Source organism: Bradyrhizobium sp. 61, from assembly GCF_023073075.1.
Taxonomy (GTDB): domain Bacteria; phylum Pseudomonadota; class Alphaproteobacteria; order Rhizobiales; family Xanthobacteraceae; genus Bradyrhizobium; species Bradyrhizobium barranii.
The window spans coordinates 110875-130287 of sequence record NZ_JADPIU010000044.1 but is presented as its reverse complement, the minus strand read 5'-3'; the positions used below and the strand labels follow the sequence as shown (position 1 = coordinate 130287).

General features: G+C 63.6%; 14 protein-coding genes. 3 read left to right on the top strand and 11 right to left on the bottom strand.

Annotation, left to right across the window (positions count from 1 at the left end):
- Positions 1-62 precede the first annotated feature (62 nt).
- The gene (locus IVB46_RS13160) at positions 63-893 is read left to right on the top strand and encodes an MlaD family protein (RefSeq protein WP_063979996.1); all 831 of its coding nucleotides are present in this window, start codon (positions 63-65) and stop codon (positions 891-893) included.
- Positions 894-1071: 178 nt separating this feature from the next.
- On the opposite strand, the gene IVB46_RS13155 is transcribed toward IVB46_RS13160, so the two are convergent.
- The 9 genes from IVB46_RS13155 to urtA form a co-directional block, all read right to left on the bottom strand.
- On the bottom strand, positions 1072-4068 hold the full coding sequence (locus IVB46_RS13155; RefSeq protein ID WP_247312957.1) for an autotransporter outer membrane beta-barrel domain-containing protein: 2997 nt from the start codon (positions 4066-4068) through the stop codon (positions 1072-1074).
- A gap of 393 nt (positions 4069-4461) precedes the next feature.
- On the bottom strand, positions 4462-5502 hold the full coding sequence (locus IVB46_RS13150) for an aliphatic amidase (RefSeq protein WP_063979998.1): 1041 nt from the start codon (positions 5500-5502) through the stop codon (positions 4462-4464).
- 45 nt (positions 5503-5547) lie between these two features.
- Positions 5548-5925, bottom strand: a complete 378-nt coding sequence (locus tag IVB46_RS13145; protein WP_247312959.1) for a zinc ribbon domain-containing protein — start codon at positions 5923-5925, stop codon at positions 5548-5550.
- Between the two features lie 94 nt (positions 5926-6019).
- Positions 6020-7249, bottom strand: a complete 1230-nt coding sequence (gene fmdA, locus IVB46_RS13140) for a formamidase (RefSeq protein WP_247312960.1) — start codon at positions 7247-7249, stop codon at positions 6020-6022.
- 28 nt (positions 7250-7277) lie between these two features.
- Positions 7278-7967 (bottom strand): urea ABC transporter ATP-binding subunit UrtE, encoded by a 690-nt coding sequence (gene urtE, locus IVB46_RS13135; protein WP_071909047.1) that lies wholly within the window; start codon positions 7965-7967, stop codon positions 7278-7280.
- A 12-nt stretch (positions 7968-7979) separates the two neighbouring features.
- Entirely contained in the window at positions 7980-8735 is a 756-nt protein-coding gene (urtD, locus tag IVB46_RS13130) for an urea ABC transporter ATP-binding protein UrtD (RefSeq protein ID WP_011083791.1), read from the bottom strand.
- Between the two features lie 64 nt (positions 8736-8799).
- Positions 8800-9942: an urea ABC transporter permease subunit UrtC gene (urtC, locus tag IVB46_RS13125; protein ID WP_028155261.1), complete on the bottom strand. Its 1143-nt coding sequence runs from the start codon at positions 9940-9942 to the stop codon at positions 8800-8802.
- Between the two features lie 18 nt (positions 9943-9960).
- Complete coding sequence (gene urtB / locus IVB46_RS13120; RefSeq protein ID WP_014491162.1) at positions 9961-10887, bottom strand: urea ABC transporter permease subunit UrtB; 927 nt, start codon at positions 10885-10887, stop codon at positions 9961-9963.
- A 124-nt stretch (positions 10888-11011) separates the two neighbouring features.
- Positions 11012-12271, bottom strand: a complete 1260-nt coding sequence (urtA, locus tag IVB46_RS13115) for an urea ABC transporter substrate-binding protein (protein WP_028149118.1) — start codon at positions 12269-12271, stop codon at positions 11012-11014.
- A gap of 169 nt (positions 12272-12440) precedes the next feature.
- Here urtA and IVB46_RS13110 point away from each other — a divergent pair, with 169 nt between their 5' ends.
- Positions 12441-15812, top strand: a complete 3372-nt coding sequence (locus tag IVB46_RS13110) for an ATP-binding protein (RefSeq protein ID WP_247312963.1) — start codon at positions 12441-12443, stop codon at positions 15810-15812.
- A complete protein-coding gene (locus tag IVB46_RS13105) occupies positions 15796-16722 on the top strand; it encodes a response regulator (RefSeq protein WP_014491159.1) in 927 nt (308 codons plus the stop codon). The genes IVB46_RS13110 and IVB46_RS13105 overlap by 17 nt, the downstream gene beginning before the upstream one ends.
- A 227-nt stretch (positions 16723-16949) precedes the next feature.
- Here the strand turns inward: IVB46_RS13105 and IVB46_RS13100 are convergent, their stop codons facing one another.
- Both IVB46_RS13100 and IVB46_RS13095 read right to left on the bottom strand, forming a co-directional pair.
- Entirely contained in the window at positions 16950-18452 is a 1503-nt protein-coding gene (locus tag IVB46_RS13100; protein WP_247312966.1) for an NAD(P)/FAD-dependent oxidoreductase, read from the bottom strand.
- A 125-nt stretch (positions 18453-18577) separates the two neighbouring features.
- Positions 18578-19336 carry a trypsin-like serine protease gene (locus IVB46_RS13095; RefSeq protein WP_247312969.1) on the bottom strand — a complete coding sequence of 253 codons (759 nt, stop codon included), beginning with the start codon at positions 19334-19336 and terminating at the stop codon, positions 18578-18580.
- Positions 19337-19413 lie beyond the last annotated feature (77 nt).

The window sequence follows — 19413 nt, the reverse complement described above, 5'->3', positions numbered from 1 at the left end:
TAGTATTGCGGCCGCAGCATCGTCCTTCCAACCATCCCGCTTTGGCCGTAAAATCGCCCTGCATGGCACGCGCGAGCAACCTCGTAATCGGAACGGCGACGCTGGCGGTCATCGCCGTGGCGTTCGGCGGCGTGCTCGGCGTGCAGAAATGGCGCACCGCCCAGAGCCGGAGCCAGTTGCGCGTGGTGTTCGAGGGCGGCTCCGCCAGCGGCCTGCGCCGCGGCGGGCCGGTCAATTTCGACGGTGTTCCCGCGGGCCAGATCCTGTCGATCAAGCTGGATAATCCGCGCAAGATCGTGGCGCTGGTGATGCTCGACAACACCGCGCCGATCCGCAAGGACACGGTTGCGGGCATCGAGTTCCAGGGTCTCACCGGCGTCGCCGCGATCTCGTTGATCGGCGGCGCGCCCTCCGCGCCGCCGGTGCCGCTGGATACGGACGGCGTCCCCATGCTGATCGCCGATCTCAGCGACGCCGAATCCATCGTCGACACCCTGCACAGCGTCGATCGCACGATCGTCAGCAATGCCCCTGCGATCAAGGACGGCCTGCGCACGTTCGAGAACTACACCGCCGATCTCAGAAGCAAGGGCGGCGAGATCGACTCCGTCATGGCCAAGGTCGACAGCGCCTTCGCAGGCTTCGACAAGGCGGTCACCAAGATCGAAGGCGTGGTCCCCGGCTTCGCCGACGGCAAGGCGGACGAGCTGTTCGAGAAGATCAGGGGACTGCACGAGCTCGCCGATGCCATGAAGAAGAAGTCGGCTGCCTACGTCGAGGACATCCGCCGCTCGCTGCTCGACGTCAGCGACGCCGCCAACAAGATGGCTGGCACGCCCACGCCTGCCGCCGCCCCGCGCCCGCCGCGCAAGCCTCCGCAGAAGAAGCAGTGACGCTCTTTCTTATCCTCCCCTGGAGGGGGAGGATCGGATCGCATGCAGCAAAGCGAAATGCGATCCGAGGTGGGGCGAAAGTGCTTCCCAGCATGCAGTGCCCGAGTGGAGAGATCACCCCACCCCGCTCGCGCTTCGCGCGATCGACCCTCCCCCTCCAGGGGAGGGTGGCAACGCCCTACCACGCGTAGCGCACGACGCCCTTGCCGGCGTAGGAGCGGGTGACGTTCGAGAACTCGCCCTCGAAGGTCGCCGACGCAGACCAGCCGTTCATCCAGTTCATCTGCACCGCCGCCGTGGTCAGCGCGGAATCGCGCGCCAACGCTGCACCGTTCACGACGAAGGCCGAGCCCGGCAGGGTCTGGAACACCGCGCCGACGGTGCGGTCCGGATTGTAATCATGCGCCCAGGCGACGCGGCCGCGCAGGGTCATCAGGCCACCGGCCGCGGCGAATGATTTGTCGGCGCGCAGGCCGAGCTCGGTACGGGTGCTGGTCACGTCCTTGGCGGCATAGTTGAGCGCGAAGGTGCTGTTGCCGACCACCGCGAACTCCGAATAGTTCGGAAGGCTGAACATGGTGGCCTGGGCCGCCGCATAGGGCGTGAGGCCGATCCACTGCGTAGCGTAGCGGTAACCGCCCTCGACACGGCCCGAGAGCGCATTTGCGTTGAACTGCGCCCGCAGCTGATCGACGCCGGCGGCCGTGACGATGCGGTTGGTCGTGACGTCCTGCCAGCCATAGGCCAGTGCCGCCGTGATATAGGCAGGTCCTGCCGTGTGACGAACGAAGGCGCCGGCCTGGAACAGGTCGGAGCGGCCCCAGCCGAGCCCGTTGACGTTGAAGCCGGTCCCACCGCCGGCAAGCGCAAAGCCGGCGATCGTCGATGGCGAGAAGCGATAGTCGAGGCCGACGGCGGTGCCATAGACGCTGCTGGTGGTGTTGTTCGAACCGAGCGCGGCATTGCCGTCGGTGGTCTGCGAGCCACCGTAGCCGGCCGCCCATACATCCCAGCGCTGCTCGAAGGTTGCGGCCGGTGCCTTGCGGTAGATCGAGGCGAAGGCATCGCGCGCACTTTTGTCACGCGCGCCCTTGCCGGTCGCCGCATAGGCATTCGCGCCCGGCTCGTCGGCATATGGTGTTGCACCTGCCGTGCTGCTGCGTCCCGAGCCGAAGACATCGGTCAAGAGGCCGAGGAACAGGTTCATCGCATTGAAGGTCGCCTGCTGCGAACCCGTTGCCGGTTCGCCGGAGGCCTGGGTCAGGCCGTTGGGGCCGAGGCCCGCGAATTCGGCTTGAAGGAAGCCATTGGCGTTGAAGAAATTCTGAAGCGTCGTGGCAACGTTCTGCTGGTTGATGTTGAGCGCGTATTTCGCGCCATAGTTCAGCGTGAAATCGAGGAACACTTCGTTTGACCCGACCGTCGTCGTGCCGACTAGGCCACCCGGCGCGGCAACGCCGGCGAAATTACCGGTGGCGCTGCCGAAAAACTGCATGATCGAGTAGTGTTGCATTATCTTGCTGCCGGGATACAGCGCGACACCCACGGTCCCGTCCAGCGTGACGTTGCCGCTGACGAGCGCATGGCTCGTGCTGAATCCACTACCGGCCTGCACAACATAGACCGAGCCGGGCTGCAAGGTGAGATCGCCCTGGACCTGCATGCTTGAGCCCGGGCCGCCGTCGCCGGGCGCATAGATGCCACCGGTGGCGATAACGGTGTTGCCGACAATCCCGGCGCCGAACAACGCACCGCCGGCATTCACGGTGGTCAGGCTCGATTGCGAGATGTCGCCATCAACCCGCAAGATGCCGCCATTCACCGTCGTCGTACCGGTGTAAGTGTTTGTGCCGGAGAGGATCAGCGTTCCGCTGCCGACCTTTTCCAGCGAGCCGGAGCCGATGAAGCCACACCCGCAGGGATCGTAGTCGCCGATGACGCCATCGACCAGCGCGGAGCGGTTATTGCTGCCGACGACGAGCGTGTTGCCGCCACCGATATAGTAGGTGCCATTGCCTTCGATCGAACCGGCCGTGATGCGGCCGTCGCCGTACGGGCCGAGGCTGATCCCGAAATCGACGACGCCTGTGCCGGTGGTGATGAAGCGCGCATTGCCGCCGGTGGAATTATCGAAGAACTCGGTCTTGCCACCGTCCTTGGTGATGATCGTGGCGTTGCCGGCCGTCGTGAACGCACCGAAATTGGTCAGGCCATCGGCCTCGTTGATAATGGTTGCATTGCCGGCGGTCGCAGTATCGGACCCGGACAGCGTACCAAACACGGTCCCGCTGAAATCCTTGTTCACGATGGTCGCGGAGCCCGCCGAGGATTGATCAAGGAATGCGGTGCCGCCGCCATTCTGGTTGGTGATGTTGGCCGTGCCCGCATTGGTCCGGCCAAAGAAGCCGGTCAAGCCGCCGTCATTGATGATGGTCGCCCGGCCGGCCGTGGCGGTGTCGGTGCCGCCCCCGAGCGGATCACCGAAGTACAGCTGGCCGTTATTGGTGATCACCATAGAGCTGGCGGAGGTCGCGTTGAGGAACATCGTCGTGCCGGAGATAGCGTTCAGGAGCGATGTAATTCCCGACGTATCGGCATTGACGATATTGAAGAGGCCCTCGTTGTTAACGGCGCCAATGATGCTCGCGGTGTGGGTGGCGTCACCGAGTTGCAGCGCTGCGCACGAACAGATGAACGTGTCGCCGGTATAGGTGTTGGCACCGAGCAGTGCCAGGATGCCGGGTCCCTGCACGGAGATGCCACCACTGCCGGTGATGCGCGAGGCGATCACGGCCGATGGGTCTGTCGTGCCGGTGACATCGTTGGTGAAGAACGTCGTCCCCCCGGAGGCTAGCCTGAGATCGCCGCCCTGAATGGTGTAGACAGTACCGTCGCCGGTGAGGTCGAAGCCCACGAGGCTGGTGAGCTGCACGCCGCCTGGCGTAACCGTCACCGTGCCACCGCTTGCCGGCGTCGAGACTCCCGAGTAGCCGAACACCGTGCCGACTGACGAGGGATCGTAAGCAGTGCTGGTCGAACCGAAGACGTCCGTCCAATTCGTGGTGGTGGTGTCCCAGACGCCGCCTCCGCCGTTGACGGCGCCGTTCGGCGTGGTCTGCGACCCGTTGAAGATTTGCTGCGCTGCTGCGGGGCTCGCCGCCGCCGCCGCGCTCAAGGCGAGGCCGATCCAGAATGCCGCGCGAACAGCGGTGGCACGACGCGAGCGACCCCGCCCGCTCGATGGCAACCAAGCCCCCACGCTCTTCCCCTCACCCGCGGCGCTCCCCAGCGGCGCCGCGAGGAACTTAGGCCATGAGGCTGGCCGGTAGAACTACGGTTCCTCGAGAATCAGCCAACGGGACCGCAACTTGGGCAGATTCAACAACTCATGTTGCAACCGAGCCACGGTTTTGCCGGGCTCAATTCCTACCCCGCGCATGCGCCCATGCGTCAGAATGTCCGTTCCATGTACAGCTGTTCACATCTTGGCTGATCATCCAGGGCCGCGCCCCGTGCCCCCATTCCTCGGTGCATTCGCATGAATGGCAAGCGCGCCGTCCGCAATAGCTCAGTAATTGCTCGCCGCCGACCCATTCGGGATGCCGTCGATCGGACATTCCTCCGTCCCCGGCGTCGAACGGGTCATCGCCTCGACCATGTCCCGCGTCCCTTCCGGATCGGCGATCCAGTTCTTGTAGAAATCATAGGGGCAGGCCGCGACGCCACGCGGGCTCTCGCCGGAATTGATCATGCCGGTGTAGCCGCGGTGGACCAGCTTGTAGAGATGGTTCTGCGACTGGCCGTTGCGGCGCGCATCGCGGATCAGATGTTTCGACAGCTGGGCATATTGGATGCCGTAGTCCTCCTCGCCGCACTCGCCGAGCGTCCGGCCGTCGAAGCCGATGATCGCGGAGTGACCGAAGTAGGAATAGACGCCGTCGAAGCCGGCGGCGTTTGCGACGGCGACATAGACGTTGTTGGCCCACGCCATCGCCTTGGAGATCATGACCTGCTGCTCCTTGGCCGGATACATGTAGCCCTGGCAACGCACGATCAATTCGGCACCCTTCATGGCGCAGTCGCGCCAGATCTCCGGAAAGTTGCCGTCGTCGCAGATGATGAGGCTGACCTTCATTCCTTTCGGGCCGTCGGAGACATAGGTGCAATTGCCGGGATACCAGCCCTCGATCGGCACCCATGGCATGATCTTGCGGTATTTCTGGACGATCTCACCCTTGTCGTTCATCAGGATCAAGGTGTTGTAGGGCGCCTTGTGCGGATGCTCCTCGTGGCGCTCGCCGGTCAGCGAGAACACGCCCCAGACCTTCGCCTTGCGGCAGGCCTCCGCGAAGATCGCGGTCTCCTCACCTGGCACCGCCGAGGCCGTCTCGTACATCTCCTTGGAGTCGTACATGATGCCCTGGGTCGAGTATTCCGGGAAGATCACGAGATCCATGCCGGGCAGGCCCGCCTTCATGCCCACCAGCATGTCGGCGATCTTGCGGGCGTTGTCGAGCACCTCGGCCTTGGTGTGCAGGCGGGGCATCTTGTAGTTCACCACTGCGACGCCGACGGTGTCGTTGCTGCTGGAAATGTCACCGTGAAGCATTTGGGCCGCTCCTGTCTTTTGTTCGTTTGATTTTGGCGCGTGGCGTCAGTGGCTGATCATCCAGGGCCGCGCCGTCGGAAAGCCCTTGGCGCCGCTCTTGGTCTTGGTCATCAGACGCGCGGGCTTTTTCTTGTCCGTCGAGCTCTTGTCCTTCACGGTCTTGCCCGACGAGCAGCAGCCGCAGCCGGGGCCATGCGAGGCCTTGTATTGCGCAAGCGTCTGCGGCGCATGCGTGCTGCGCTCGTTGACGGCGTGCGCCTTGCGCTTCTCCGCCGGCATGCAGAAGAAATTCGGCGCGGTCAGGATCACCCGCGGCGCCATCGTCTCGCAGTGCGGACAGCTTTGCGGATCGTCGCATTCCGCCATCGGGCGCAGGTCCTTGAACGGACCGCAATCGTCACAGAGATATTCATAGACCGGCATCGCATCATCCCTACGCTGTTGCCTGTGAGAGAATTCCCGCGGCGGATGCGGGGCGGCAAAGTCGCGCCGTCCCGCATCCCGTCGCGCAGGGAGACTATTTGTCCGGCGAGATCGGCATCTGGATATCGCCAGTGATGTGCTTGATCGGTCCTGCCGCCGAGGGCATGACGTCGAAGTCGAAGATCTCCGTCGGCAACCACAGCGTGGCGCAGGCGTTGGGCACGTCGACCACGCCGGAGATGTGGCCCTGGCACGGCGCGGTGCCGAGGATCGAATAGGCCTGGGCGCCGGAGTAACCGAACTTCTTCAGATATTCGATCGCGTTGAGGCAGGCCTGTCGATAGGCGATGTGGACGTCGAGATAGTGCTGCTTGCCCTGCTCGTCGACCGAGATGCCCTCGAAGATCAGATAGTCCTTGTAGTTCGGCGTGATCGGCGACGGCTTGAAGATCGGGTTCTTGATGCCGTATTTCGCCATGCCGTCCTTGATCACCTCGACCTTCAGATGCAGCCAGCCGGCCATCTCGATCGCGCCGCAGAACGTGATCTCGCCATCGCCCTGGCTGAAGTGCAGATCGCCCATCGAGAGACCGGCGCCGGGCACATAGACCGGGAAGTAGATCTTCGAGCCGCGCGAGAGATCCTTGATGTCGCAATTGCCGCCGTGCTCGCGCGGCGGAACGGTGCGCGCGCCTTCCGCGCCGATCTTGGCCTTGACGTCGCCCTTGGCGCGGCCGCCATGGGCGGTCGGCGCGAATGGCGGATTGGCGAGGCCGGGCACGCGGGTTGGGTTGGTCGAGATCAGCTCGGCCTCACGCTTGTTCCAGGTCTCCAGCATCTTCGGATCGGGCAGACAGCCGATCAGGCCGGGATGGATCAGGCCGGCGAAGTTGACGCCGGGCACGTGACGCGACGAGGTGTAGAGACCCTTGATGTCCCAGATCGACTTCTGCGCCAGCGGGAAATGGTCAGTCAGGAAGCCGCCGCCGTTCTGCTTGGAGAAGAAGCCGTTGAAGCCCCAAAGGCTTTCCTTCATCGGGCCGACGTCGAGCAGATCGACGACGAGGAGATCGCCGGGCTCGGCGCCCTTGACGCCGATCGGGCCGGACAGGAAATGCACGATCGACAGATCGATGTCGCGCACGTCGTCGGCGGAATCGTTGTTCTTGATGAAGCCGCCGGTCCAGTCATAGGTCTCGATGATGAAGTCGTCGCCGGGATTGACCCAGGCCACGATCGGGATGTCGGGGTGCCAGCGGTTGTGCACCATGTCATTATCGTAAGCCGATTTGGTGAGATCGACCTTGATCAGTGTCTCTGGCATCGAGATGCTCCCCTTTTTACACGGTTGGTTAGACGGACAGATATTTCGAGACCTGCGCGGCATCGACGGCGTCGCGCGGATCGTCGCGCACGATCTCGCCGTTCTCGATCACCAGCACGCGGTCGGCGATATCGAGCGCGAAGCTCAGGACCTGCTCCGACACCACGATCGAGAGCCCCTTTTCGTCGCGGATGCGCTTCAAGGTGCGCGCCATGTCCTTGATGATCGACGGCTGGATGCCTTCGGTCGGTTCGTCCAGCAGCAACACTTTCGGCTTGGTCGCGAGTGCGCGGGCGATGGCGAGCTGTTGCTGCTGTCCGCCGGAGAGATTGCCGCCGCGGCGGCCCTTCATTTCCAGCAGCACCGGAAACAATTCGTAGATGTCGGCCGGAACTTCGGTCCCGCCGGAGACGACGAGGCCGGTCTCGATGTTCTCCTTCACCGTCATGGTCGAGAAGATCATGCGGCCCTGCGGCACATAGGCGAGGCCCTTGGCGACGCGCTCGTAGCTCGGCAAGCCGCCGAGCTCGGCACCGTCCATGGTCACCGAGCCGCTTTTGGCGGGGAGGATGCCCATCAGCGACTTCATCAGCGTGGTCTTGCCCATGCCGTTGCGGCCCATGATCGCAACGATCTCGTTGGGCGCGACCTTGACGTTGAGCCCGTGCAGCACCTCGCTCTGGCCGTAGGCGACGTGAAGATCGGAAATAGCCAGCATCGTCGCGTCTCCTTAATGGCCCAGATAGACTTCGACGACCTTGGGGTCGTTCTTCACCTTCTCCATGGTGCCCTCCGAGAGGATCTGGCCCTGGTGAAGCACGGTGACCTTGTGCGCGATGTCCTCGACGAACTTCATGTCGTGCTCGATCACCAGCACCGAACGGTTCTTGATGATGCGGTTGAGCAGCTCGGCTGTCTTGGCGCGCTCGGACACGCTCATGCCGGCGACGGGCTCGTCCAGCATCAGCAAATCCGGATCCTGGATCAGCAGCATGCCGATCTCGAGCCACTGCTTCTGGCCGTGGCTGAGCAGATCGGCGTTCACGTTGAGCCGATCCTTCAGGAAGATCATCTCGGCGACCTCGTGCACCCGGTCGCGCACGGCGGCGTCGCGGGTGAAGGTCAGCGCGCCGAACACCGAGCGTCCGCGCGGATAGGAGATCTCCAGATTCTCGAACACCGTGAGATCGTCGTAGATCGACGGGTTCTGGAATTTGCGGCCGACGCCCGTCTTGACGATCTCGTTTTCCTTCATCCGCGTCAGCTCCTTGCCACGGAACTGGATCGAACCCGACGTTGCTTTGGTCTTGCCGCAGATCAGGTCGAGCACGGTGGTCTTGCCGGCGCCGTTGGGACCGATGATGACGCGGATCTCGTTCTCGTCGACGTAGAACGAGAGATCGTTGACCGCCTTGAACCCGTCGAACGACACGGTCAGCGCCTCGACCGCGAGCAGGAATTCCTTGGGCTGATGACCGACGAGCATGATCTATCTCCTCACTGCCAGCGTGGCATCGGCATCGTGGTGACCTACGAGCATGATGATCTCCTCACTCCGCCGGGGCGCCGTCGGCGACCGAGCTGTCGGTCCAGCCGTCAGGTTTCGGTTTGCGCGACGAGATCAGGCGATCGATGCGGGGCTGGACGTAGTCGCCCCAGATCCCGGCGAGACCGTTCGGGAAGGCCAGGACCACGGCGATGAACAATCCGCCGAGGCCAAACAACCACAATTCGGGGAAGGTTTCCGACAGGCTGGTCTTGGCGAAGTTGACCAGCAGCGTGCCGTAGACCGCGCCGAGGATCGACAGCCGCCCGCCGACCGCCGTGTAGATCACCATTTCGATCGACGGCACGATGCCGACGAAGGACGGCGACATGAAGCCGACATTGAGCGCGAACATGGCGCCGCCGATCGCGGCGAACACGGCGGCAATGCAGAAGGCGAAGATCTTGAAATTCGCGACGCTGTAGCCGGAAAAGCGGACCCGGTCCTCCTTCTCGCGCATCGCGACCAGGATACGCCCGAGCTTGGAGTGCCGGACGAACTGCGCGATCATGATACAGGCGAACAGCAGTCCCACTTCGAAGAAGTACAGCACGATCTTGGCGTGGTCGGGCCGGATGTCCCAGCCCTTCAACGTCCGCAGGTCGGTCATGCCGTTGATGCCGCCGGTGTAGCCCTGCTGTCCCACGATCAGGATGGTGAGGATGGCCGCGACCGCCTGGGTGATGATGGCGAAGTAGGTACCGCCGACCCGGCGCTTGAACATCGCGGTACCGATGATGAGGGCGAAGATGCCAGGCACGAGAATGATGGCGGCGATCGTGAAGGTGAGGCTGCTGAATGGCTTCCAGAACAGCGGCAGCGCGGTGATCTGATTCCAGTCCATGAAATCGGGGATACCCGGCGTCGACTGGATCTTGGTGTTCTCCACGCTCGATGCCTCGAGCTTGAGGAACATCGCCATGCAGTAGCCGCCGAGCCCGAAGAACACGCCCTGACCGAGGCTCAGAATGCCGCCATAGCCCCAGCAGATCACCAGCCCCAGCGCGACGAAGGCATAGGTCAGGTATTTCGCGACCAGATTGAGCCTGAAGACATCAAGTGTGAGCGGCAGAACCACCACCAGGAAGACCGCGAGCACCAGAATTCCGATGAACTCCGATCGATTGAAGAAACGATTGTCGGTCATTGCATCAGCCCCAGTTTCTCACTTGCGGACCTTGAGGGCGAACAGCCCTTGCGGCCGCAGCATCAGGATTCCGACAACCGCGAGCAGCGTCAGCACTTTCGCCATCGAGCCCGACATGAAGAACTCGAGGGTGGATTGCGTCTGCGAGATCGAGAAGGCCGAGGCGATGGTGCCGATCAAACTGGCGGCGCCGCCGAACACGACCACCAGAAACGTATCGACGATGTAGAGCTGTCCGGAGGTTGGCCCGGTGGAGCCGATCATCGTAAAGGCGCTGCCGGCGACACCGGCGATGCCGCAACCGAGACCGAAGGTGTAGCGATCGACTTTTTCGGTGTTGATACCCACCGCGCCGGCCATGATGCGGTTCTGCACGACGGCGCGGACCTGGCGGCCCCAGCGCGATTTGTACATGACATAGGCGACGCCGATGGTGATCAGCACGGTGAGGCACATCACGAAGACGCCGTTGATCGGCACCTCGATGCTGTCGGTGACGTGCAGCGAGCCGAGCATCCATTGCGGCAGCTCGACGCCGACCTCGCGCGCGCCGAACACGGAACGATAGGCCTGCTGCAGCATCAGGCTGAGGCCCCAGGTCGCCAGCAGCGTGTCGAGCGGGCGCTTGTAGAGATGCCGTATCAGCACCCATTCCACCAGCATTCCCAGCGCGCCGGATGCGACGAAGGCCAGGATCATCGCCAGGAAGAAGTAGCCGCTGAACAGGCTCGGCAAATAGGCCTGGAAGAAATTCGACGTCATCCAGGTGACGTAGGCCCCGAGGATCATGAACTCGCCATGGGCCATGTTGATGACGCCCATCTGGCCGAAGATGATCGCAAGCCCAAGCGCCATCAGGACGTAGACTGAGAACAGGATCAGTCCTGCAAACCCCTGCATGACGAAGATGGAGCCAAGATCACCAAGCGAATAGTCGCCGAACATCGATGTCCTCCGTCGGGGATAAGGTCCCGCGTCGCGAGCAGGTTCGCGACGCGGGGGTCTTGGGCGTGGATTTGCGGTCCACGCCAGGGAGAGGCTTGGGGGAAAGCGCGGCTGATGCCGCGACTTACTGATAACCCTTGGGGAACGGATCCGGCTCGACGAGATCGGCGGTCTCGTAGATCAGCTCGAACTGACCATCGAGCTTGGCACGTCCCACCCGGGTCTTCGACCAGAGGTGATGGTTTTCGTGGATGCGGACATAGCCTTCCGGCGCACCCTTGAACTCGACGCCGGGCGAGGCCGCCGCGATCTTGTCGACGTCGAAGGAGCCCGCCTTCTCCACCGTCAACTTCCACAGCCACGGGCCGAGATAGGCAGCCTGGGTGACGTCTCCGATCACGGTCTTCTCGCCCCACATCTTCTTGAACGCCGGCACGAACGTCTTGTTGTTGGGATTATCGAGCGACTGGAAGTACTTCATGCAGGCATAGGCGCCCGCGATGTTCTCGCCGCCGATGCCGTCGATTTCGTCCTCGGTCACCGAGATCGTCAGCAGCGCCTGCTTCGAAAGGTCGATGCCGGCGGCCTTGAGCTGCTTGTAGAACGCCACGTTCGAGCCGCCGACGACGTCGGTGAAGATCACGTCGGGCTTGGTCAGCTTGATCTTGTTGATGACCGAATTGAACTGGGTGTTGCCGAGCGGATAGTACTCTTCGCCGACAACCTTGCCCTTCAGCACGTTCTCGACGTGCTTGCGCGCGATCTTGTTCGAGGTGCGCGGCCAGATGTAATCGGAGCCGATGAAGAAGAACGACTTGGCGCCCTTTTCCTTGGCGATCCAGTTCAGGCCGGCGAGAATCTGCTGGGTCGCCTCCTGGCCGGTGTAGATCACGTTCTTGGACTGCTCGAGGCCCTCATAGAAGGTCGGGTAATAGAGCATGCCGTTGTACTGCTCCATGACCGGCAGCACGGCCTTGCGGGATGCCGAGGTCCAGCAGCCCATGATCGCCGCAACCTTGTCGTTGACGAGCAGCTTCTTGGCCTTCTCCGCAAAGGTCGGCCAATCGCTGGCGCCGTCTTCCTGGATGAACTTGATCTTGCGCCCGAGCACGCCGCCCATGGCGTTGATCTGCTCGATGGCGAGCTTTTCGGCCTCGATCGAGCCGGTCTCGGAGATGGCCATGGTGCCGGTCGCCGAGTGCAGGATGCCGACCGTCACCTCGGTGTCGGTGACTGCCAGGCCCGTCGTGTTGACCGCCGAGGTCGCCGGAGCCTGCGCGAAAGACGCCCGCGGCAGCATCGTGATGGCCGGCACGGCGGCCATTCCCATCAATAGTTTGCGCCGGAGCGGCGACAACAGGCCCTTGTTTGCTTCGTCTGACATGAGCACCCCACTTTTGTTCGAGGACACGCGATTGGTGCCGTGAGGATGGCTCGAATTTGTGCAGCGCAAGCATACGCAAGATCGCGTATACTGCACCGCAAAATACCGACGTAGGCTTCTGGTACGGAATTTGCGAGGGCTCTGGGACGTATCGGGAGTGGGGTAACGAGTGGCAGGGCGGCAGCGAATAGACCGCGTCAGGCGCCAGTACAACCAGTGGGTCGCCAACCAGACGCTGGAAGACTACGCGCTGCGCTTCACCGCCAAGAGCGCGCGCCGCTGGTCTGCCGCCCGTGTCGCCAACACTGCACTCGGCGCCATCTCCTTCCTGGCGCTGGAAGCGATCGGCGGCACCATCACGCTGAACTACGGCGTCACCAACGCCAGCGCCGCGATCCTCGTCGTCTCCACCATCATCTTCTTCTGCGGCGTGCCGATTGCCTATTACGCAGCCAAATGCGGCATCGACATTGACCTGCTCACCCGCGGCGCCGGCTTCGGCTATATCGGCTCGACCGTCACCTCGCTGATCTACGCCTCCTTCACCTTCATCTTCTTCGCCATCGAGGCGGTGATCCTGGCAACCGCGCTGGAGATGTGCTTCGGCATTCCGCGCCCGATCGGCTACCTCATCAGCGCAGTGGCGATCATTCCGCTCGTGACCTACGGCATCACGCTGATCAGCCGCTTCCAGCTCTGGACGCAGCCGATCTGGATCATCCTGCACATCCTGCCCTTTGCTGCGATCGCCTGGGCCAACCCCTACTCGTTCACGGAATGGCGCAAGTTCGCCGGCGAACATGGCGACCCGAGCGGACATTTCGATCTGCTGCTGTTCGGTGTCGCATCCTCCGTGGTGTTCTCGCTGGTGGCGCAGATCGGCGAGCAGGTCGACTTCCTCCGGTTTCTGCCGCGCGACCGCCGCACGTCGCGAACGTCGTGGTGGATCGCCCTGCTGATCGCGGGCCCGGGCTGGATCATCTTCGGCGCACTGAAATTGTTGCTGGGCTCCTTTCTCGCCTTCTTTGCGCTGAGCCATGGCCTCTCGGGCGAGCTGGCCGCCGAACCCGCCCACATGTATCTCGAAGCGTTTCGCTACGTGCTGTCGCAGCCGGATCTGGCGCTGGCGCTTACCGGCATGTTCGTGATCCTGTCGCAGCTCAAGATCAACGTCACCAACGCCTATGCCGGCTCGATCGCCTGGTCGAACTTCTTCTCGCGTCTGACGCACAGCCATCCCGGCCGGGTCGTCTGGCTGGTGTTCAACGTGATGGTGGCGCTGCTGTTGATGGAGATCGGCGTCTACAAGGCGCTGGAGCAGACGCTGGCGCTCTATTCCAACGTCGCGATCGCCTGGGTCGGCGCGCTCGTCGCCGATCTCGTCGTCAACAAGCCGCTTGGCCTGCGCCCGCCGCAGATGGAGTTCAAGCGCGCCCATCTCTACGACATCAATCCGGTCGGTGTCGGCGCCATGACGATCGCGACCATCGTCTCGATCGCGGCGTTCTACGGCCTGTTCGGCCCGACCATGAAGGCGCTGGCCGCCTTCGTCGCGCTGACGGTCGCCTTCGTCACCGCGCCTGTCATCGCCTGGCTCACCGACGGAAAGTACTACATCGCGCGCAAGCCGAAGCGGAGCTGGGCCAACATCGAGTCGATCCAGTGCTGTATCTGCGAGCACAGTTTCGAGCCGGAGGACATGACGTCCTGCCCCGCTTACGCCGGCCCGATCTGCTCGCTGTGCTGCTCGCTCGATGCACGCTGCCACGACCTCTGCAAGCCGCATGCGCGGGCGCAGGTGCAGTTCGCCGACGCGCTCGGCAGGATTCTTCCCGAGCCGATCTACCGTCGGATCAACTCCCAGTTCGGCCACTATATCGGCGTCTTCGTGGTCTCCGCCGGCCTCGTCGCGCTGGTGCTGGGACTGATCTATCTCCAGACTTCGGCGAGCGTGCCCGGCGAGAATTTGCTCGTCTCGAACGTGCTCTGGAAGGTGTTCTTCTCACTCAGCATCATCATCGGCGTGGTGGCCTGGCTGTTCGTGCTGGCGCAGCAGAGCCGCCGCGCCGCCGAGGCCGAGACGCGGCGGCAGACGACGCTGCTGATCCAGGAGATCGACGCGCACAAGCGCACCGACGCCGAGCTTCAGCGCGCCAAGGAGGTCGCCGAATCCGCCAACCTCGCCAAGAGCCGCTACGTGGTCGGGCTGAGCCACGAGCTGCGCTCGCCGCTGAACGCGATCAGCGGCTATGCCCAGCTCCTGGAGCAGGACGCGACGCTCAACACCAAGCCGCGCGACCAGGTCCGCGTCGTTCGCCGCAGTGCCGATCACCTCTCCGGCCTGATCGACGGCATCCTGGATATTTCCAAGATCGAGGCGGGGCGGCTGTATCTGTCGCGCGACGAGGTGCGGCTGAGCGATTTCCTCGACCAGCTCGTCGGCATGTTCCGTCTTCAGGCGGCCGCCAAGGGCATCGACTTCGTGTTCAGGCGGCCCGCGCATTTGCCGGTCGTGGTCTATGCCGACGAGAAGCGGCTGCGCCAGGTGCTGATCAACCTGCTCTCCAACGCGATCAAGTTCACCCAGATCGGCAGCGTGCAGTTCATCGTGCACTATCGCAGCCCCGTTGCCGAGTTCGAAGTGATCGACACCGGCCCCGGCATCCAGGGCGACGACCTCGAACGCATCTTTGCACCCTTCGAGCGTGGCGCGCTCGGCGTCTCGCAGCCTCAGACCGGCACCGGGCTGGGCCTGACCATCAGCCGGCTGCTCGCCGGCGTCATGGGCGGCGACATCAAGGTCCTGAGCACGGTCGGCACAGGCAGCACCTTCAAGGTCAAGATCCTGCTGTCGGAAGTCGCCAATCCGCTGCGCATCGCGCCGGTGGAGGCGCCGGTCTCCGGCTATCGGGGCGCACGCAAGACCATCCTCATCACCGACGACGACCCCGTGCATCGCGACCTCCTGCGCGAGGTGCTGGCGCCGCTCGGCTTCATCCTGCTCAGTGCACCCGATGGGCCAGGGTGCCTCGCGCTGGCGCAGCATTGCCGGCCCGACCTGTTCCTGCTCGACATCTCGATGCCTGCCATGGACGGCTGGGCCGTCGCGGAGGCCTTGCGCACGAGCGGCCATCACCAGGCGCGCATCCTGATGGTGTCGGCGAGCGCGCTGGAGGCTCACGGCACGCCGCTGGCACAGCCCTTCCATGACGGCTATCTGATGAAGCCGATCGACATCCCCCGGCTGCTGGAGACGATCCGCCAGCTCCTGAAGATCGAATGGCAGTACGGCGCGGACCAGATCGCGGTGCCGTTCTGGCGGCTCGAGAGCGGATCAAGGCCACCGGTGCGGCACATCGAGGCGCTGATGGGGCTCGGCCAGATCGGCTACGTCAAGGGCATCCAGTTGAAGCTGGACGAGATCGGCAGCGAGCACCCCGAGCATGCCGACTTCGTCGCGGAAATGCGGTCGCTGGTCGACCGCTTCGATCTCGACCGGTACATGGCCACATTGAAGACGTTGCATGCGCATGAGCATTGAGTCGAGGAAGCGCGATGTCGCGCTCGTTGTCGATGACTCCCCGGAGACGCTGCGGCTGCTCACCGACGCGCTCGACGGCGCCGGGATGACGGTGATGGTGGCGCTCGACGGCGCGGCCGCGATGCGCATCGTCGACCAGATCACGCCCGACATCGTGCTGCTGGACGCCGTGATGCCCGGCATGGACGGATTCGAGACCTGCCGCCGGCTCAAGCGCGACGCGGGCGTTGCCAACGTGCCCGTGATCTTCATGACGGGCCTTGCAGAGACCGAGCACATCGTGCGCGGGCTGGAGGCCGGCGGCGTCGACTACGTGACAAAACCGATTGTGATCGAGGAGATGCTGGCGCGCATCCGCGTCCATCTCGGCAACGCCCGCCTGACCCAGAGCGCGCGTGCCGCGCTCGACGTCTCCGGCCGCTTCCTGTTCGCGGTCAACCGCCAGGGCCACGTGCTCTGGGCCACCCCGCAGGCGCAAAAACTGCTGGCCGATCATCATGGCGCGCAGGCCGACGACTTCGTCCTGCCGCCATCACTCCTGCAATGGCTGGAGCAGGCGAAGGACAAGGGCAGCTCGAAGTCGCAGGCGGCTCCCCTGCCCGACAATCCGCAACTGCGGCTCTACTACATGGGCGAAACCGCGCCGAACGAGTTCCTGCTGCGGCTGTCCAAAGAGTCCGGCACTGCGCTGCCGCCCGAATTCACCAGCGAGCTCGGCCTCACCACCCGCGAGGGCGAAGTGCTGGCCTGGCTCAGCAAGGGCAAGACCAACCGCGACATCGCGCAGATTCTGGGCTTGAGCCCGCGCACCGTGGACAAGCACCTGGAGCAGATCTACGCGAAGCTCGGCGTGGAGAACCGGACCGCGGCGGCGGCGATTGCAACGAATGCGACGCGAAGGAATTCGTAGCAGCACTGCAAATGAGTTGAGACGCAGTTCGCCCAACCAACAGTGTCGTCCCGGGGCGCGAAGCGAGCCCGGGACCCTTAACCACAGGAAGTGGTTTGGCGAAGACTCGGAGTGACCAGCCAGCCCTATGACCACTGCCTGGGAGTATGGGTCCCGGGCGCGCTTCGCGCCCCGGGACGACAGCCGTGTGCGTGGCAATCGCTACCGCCCCTCACACGAACAATCACTCACCCGTAAACAAACGCCCCGTCATCCAGATCCGTCCTCGGGATCTCGTCCTTCTCGGTCCAGTAATCCTGGCTGTGCTGCCATTCCGGCTTGTCGCCGCGCTTGGGGAGCAGGTCCATGTTGCGCATGATGTAGCCGGGGTTGAAGTTTTCCGGATCGATCCAGGGCAGGATCGGCATGTTGTGGTCTTCAGCGCGCAGCCTGACTTCGACCTTCTTCGTGCCCTTGGCCTTCATGTGGCCGAGCAGCCGGCAGACGAAATCGGCGACGACGTCGACGCGCAGCGTCCAGCTCGCACGGAAATAGCCGAACACCCAGACCATGTTCGGCACGCCCGTGAACATCATGCCGCGATAGGTCACGGTGTCGCCGAAGGCGAGCGGCTTGCCGTCGATCTCGAAGGCGATGTCACCGAGCGCCGCTAGATTGAAGCCGGTTGCGGTGACGACGACGTCGGCTTCCAGCAGCTTGCCGGACTTGAGCTGGATGCCGTTCTCGACGAAACATTCGATCTCGTCGGTGACGACGGAGGCCTTGCCGCTGGCGATGCCCTTGAACAGATCGGCATCGGGCACAAAGGCGATACGCTGCCGCCACGGCCGGTAGGTCGGCGTGAAATGCGTTTCGACGTCGTAGTCCGGACCGAGAACCGCGCGGATCTGGTCGATCAGATCCTTTTTCACCTGCTCCGGCTTGGCAATGCAGAGCTTTGTGAAAGCATCCTGCTCGAACAATATTTTGCGGCGGACGATCTCGTGGATCCATTCCTCGTCGACCTGAAGCCGGCGCAGCTCCTCGGCGATCTCGATGGCGTTGCGGCCGAGCCGGAAATAGGTCGGCGAACGCTGCAGCATGGTGACATGCGCGCAGGCGTCGGCGATGTTCGGCACCAGCGTCGCCGCGGTCGCGCCCGAGCCGATCACGACGACCTTCTTGTTCGCGAGGTCGATATCGTCGGGCCAGCTCTGCGGATGGACGATCCGGCCCTTGAAGCGGTCCATGCCCTTCCATTCCGGCGTGTAGCCCTCGGAATGGCGATAATAGCCCTGGCACATCCAGAGGAAGTTGGCGGTGAACGTTCTCGCCTCGCCGGTGTCGGTCGTCGTCGCCTCGATGGTCCAGAGATTTTGCTCGCTCGACCAACTCGCGGAATTGATCTGGTGCTTGTAGCGGATGTGCGGGGCGATATCGTTGTCGTCGATCACCTCGTTCATGTAGGCGAGGATTTCCTCGGCGGTCGCGATCGGCGGTCCGACCCAGGGCTTGAAACTGTAGCCGAAGGTATGGAGATCGCTGTCCGAGCGAATGCCGGGATAGCGATGCGTGCTCCAGGTGCCGCCGAACGTCGCCTGCGTCTCCAGGATGACGTAGCTCGTGCCGGGAAGCTGCTTTTCGATGTGATAGGCGCTGCCGACGCCGGAGATGCCGGCACCGACGATCAGCACGTCGAAATGTTCAGAGGCCTGCTTGGTTGTGGCGTGACTGCGGACAGCGACATTCATTGTTGCTTCTATGCCTTGCTTGTTTTTGTGGCCGCCCTTGACCGGACGGCGCGTTTCCTCCGCGACGGGCATGGTCGCCCATCGCGCTTCCACTTCAAAATGACACAGATCAATTCGCGGTCAAACTATAACGCCGCACCCCAGCTCCGCGCGGTCTGCAAAATCCAGTCGCGATAGAGCGTGAGCGGCGTGACGCCGGTCAATCCGCCGCAGCCGGCGGCGCCGTTCGGTCCCGTGGACCAGCTGATGACGCCGACGAGCACCGGACCGTTCGGCTTGTCCTCGAACACCGGACCGCCGGAATCGCCGGTGCAAGCGCCAATTCCGTCGCGAACACCGTTGGTTACGGGATCGACCAGCCGGATCTGGAACGTGCCGGGCTGGCCTGTGGCCACGAGCCCGGCAACGCGCGTCGCGCCGCCGCTCTTGCCGTCGCCGCGCACGGTGACGCCGATACCGGCGATGACGAACCGGCTGCCGACCTGGATTGGAATAGTCGGCGCACCGACCGACATCGTCGATTTTCCCTTGAGTGGAATTTCCAGTTGCAACAATGCCACGTCCGCGGTGGCGCGATGGGCCTGCATTGCCTGCATGTTGAAGTTGGGATGGATCGCGACGGTGCGCACGTTCAGCAATTGCGGCGCACCGTCAGCGCCGCGATCGACGATCTTGTAGTCCGCGCCGGGCTGCACACAGTGGGCAACCGTCAGCACGACCTTCGGGGCGATCAGGCTGCCGGTGCAGAAATTGCCCCGCGAGCCGACGATGGTGACGACCGCGCGCGCGACACCATCGGCCTGCGGCGTGCCGCCGCCGACGATGGCGTGTGCGGGCGTGGCGAGCAGCAGCGCGGCTGCGATGAGGGTTGCAAGCTTCTTCATGGGAACACGCCTTGGCGTCAGCATCGGTGACGGCGGGATTGCTTCAGACTGGCCCTTGCCGATAGCGCATGCTAGCG

Coding starts and splice junctions, on each gene's coding strand:
- IVB46_RS13160 (WP_063979996.1), top strand. CDS start 63: ATGGCACGCGCGAGCAACCTCGTAATCGGAACGGCGACGCTGGCGGTC.
- IVB46_RS13105 (WP_014491159.1), top strand. CDS start 15,796: ATGCGCATGAGCATTGAGTCGAGGAAGCGCGATGTCGCGCTCGTTGTC.
- IVB46_RS13145 (WP_247312959.1), bottom strand. CDS start 5,925: ATGCCGGTCTATGAATATCTCTGTGACGATTGCGGTCCGTTCAAGGAC.
- IVB46_RS13150 (WP_063979998.1), bottom strand. CDS start 5,502: ATGCTTCACGGTGACATTTCCAGCAGCAACGACACCGTCGGCGTCGCA.
- fmdA (WP_247312960.1), bottom strand. CDS start 7,249: ATGCCAGAGACACTGATCAAGGTCGATCTCACCAAATCGGCTTACGAT.
- urtA (WP_028149118.1), bottom strand. CDS start 12,271: ATGTCAGACGAAGCAAACAAGGGCCTGTTGTCGCCGCTCCGGCGCAAA.
- urtC (WP_028155261.1), bottom strand. CDS start 9,942: ATGACCGACAATCGTTTCTTCAATCGATCGGAGTTCATCGGAATTCTG.
- urtB (WP_014491162.1), bottom strand. CDS start 10,887: ATGTTCGGCGACTATTCGCTTGGTGATCTTGGCTCCATCTTCGTCATG.
- urtD (WP_011083791.1), bottom strand. CDS start 8,735: ATGCTCGTCGGTCATCAGCCCAAGGAATTCCTGCTCGCGGTCGAGGCG.
- IVB46_RS13100 (WP_247312966.1), bottom strand. CDS start 18,452: ATGAATGTCGCTGTCCGCAGTCACGCCACAACCAAGCAGGCCTCTGAA.
- urtE (WP_071909047.1), bottom strand. CDS start 7,967: ATGCTGGCTATTTCCGATCTTCACGTCGCCTACGGCCAGAGCGAGGTG.
- IVB46_RS13095 (WP_247312969.1), bottom strand. CDS start 19,336: ATGAAGAAGCTTGCAACCCTCATCGCAGCCGCGCTGCTGCTCGCCACG.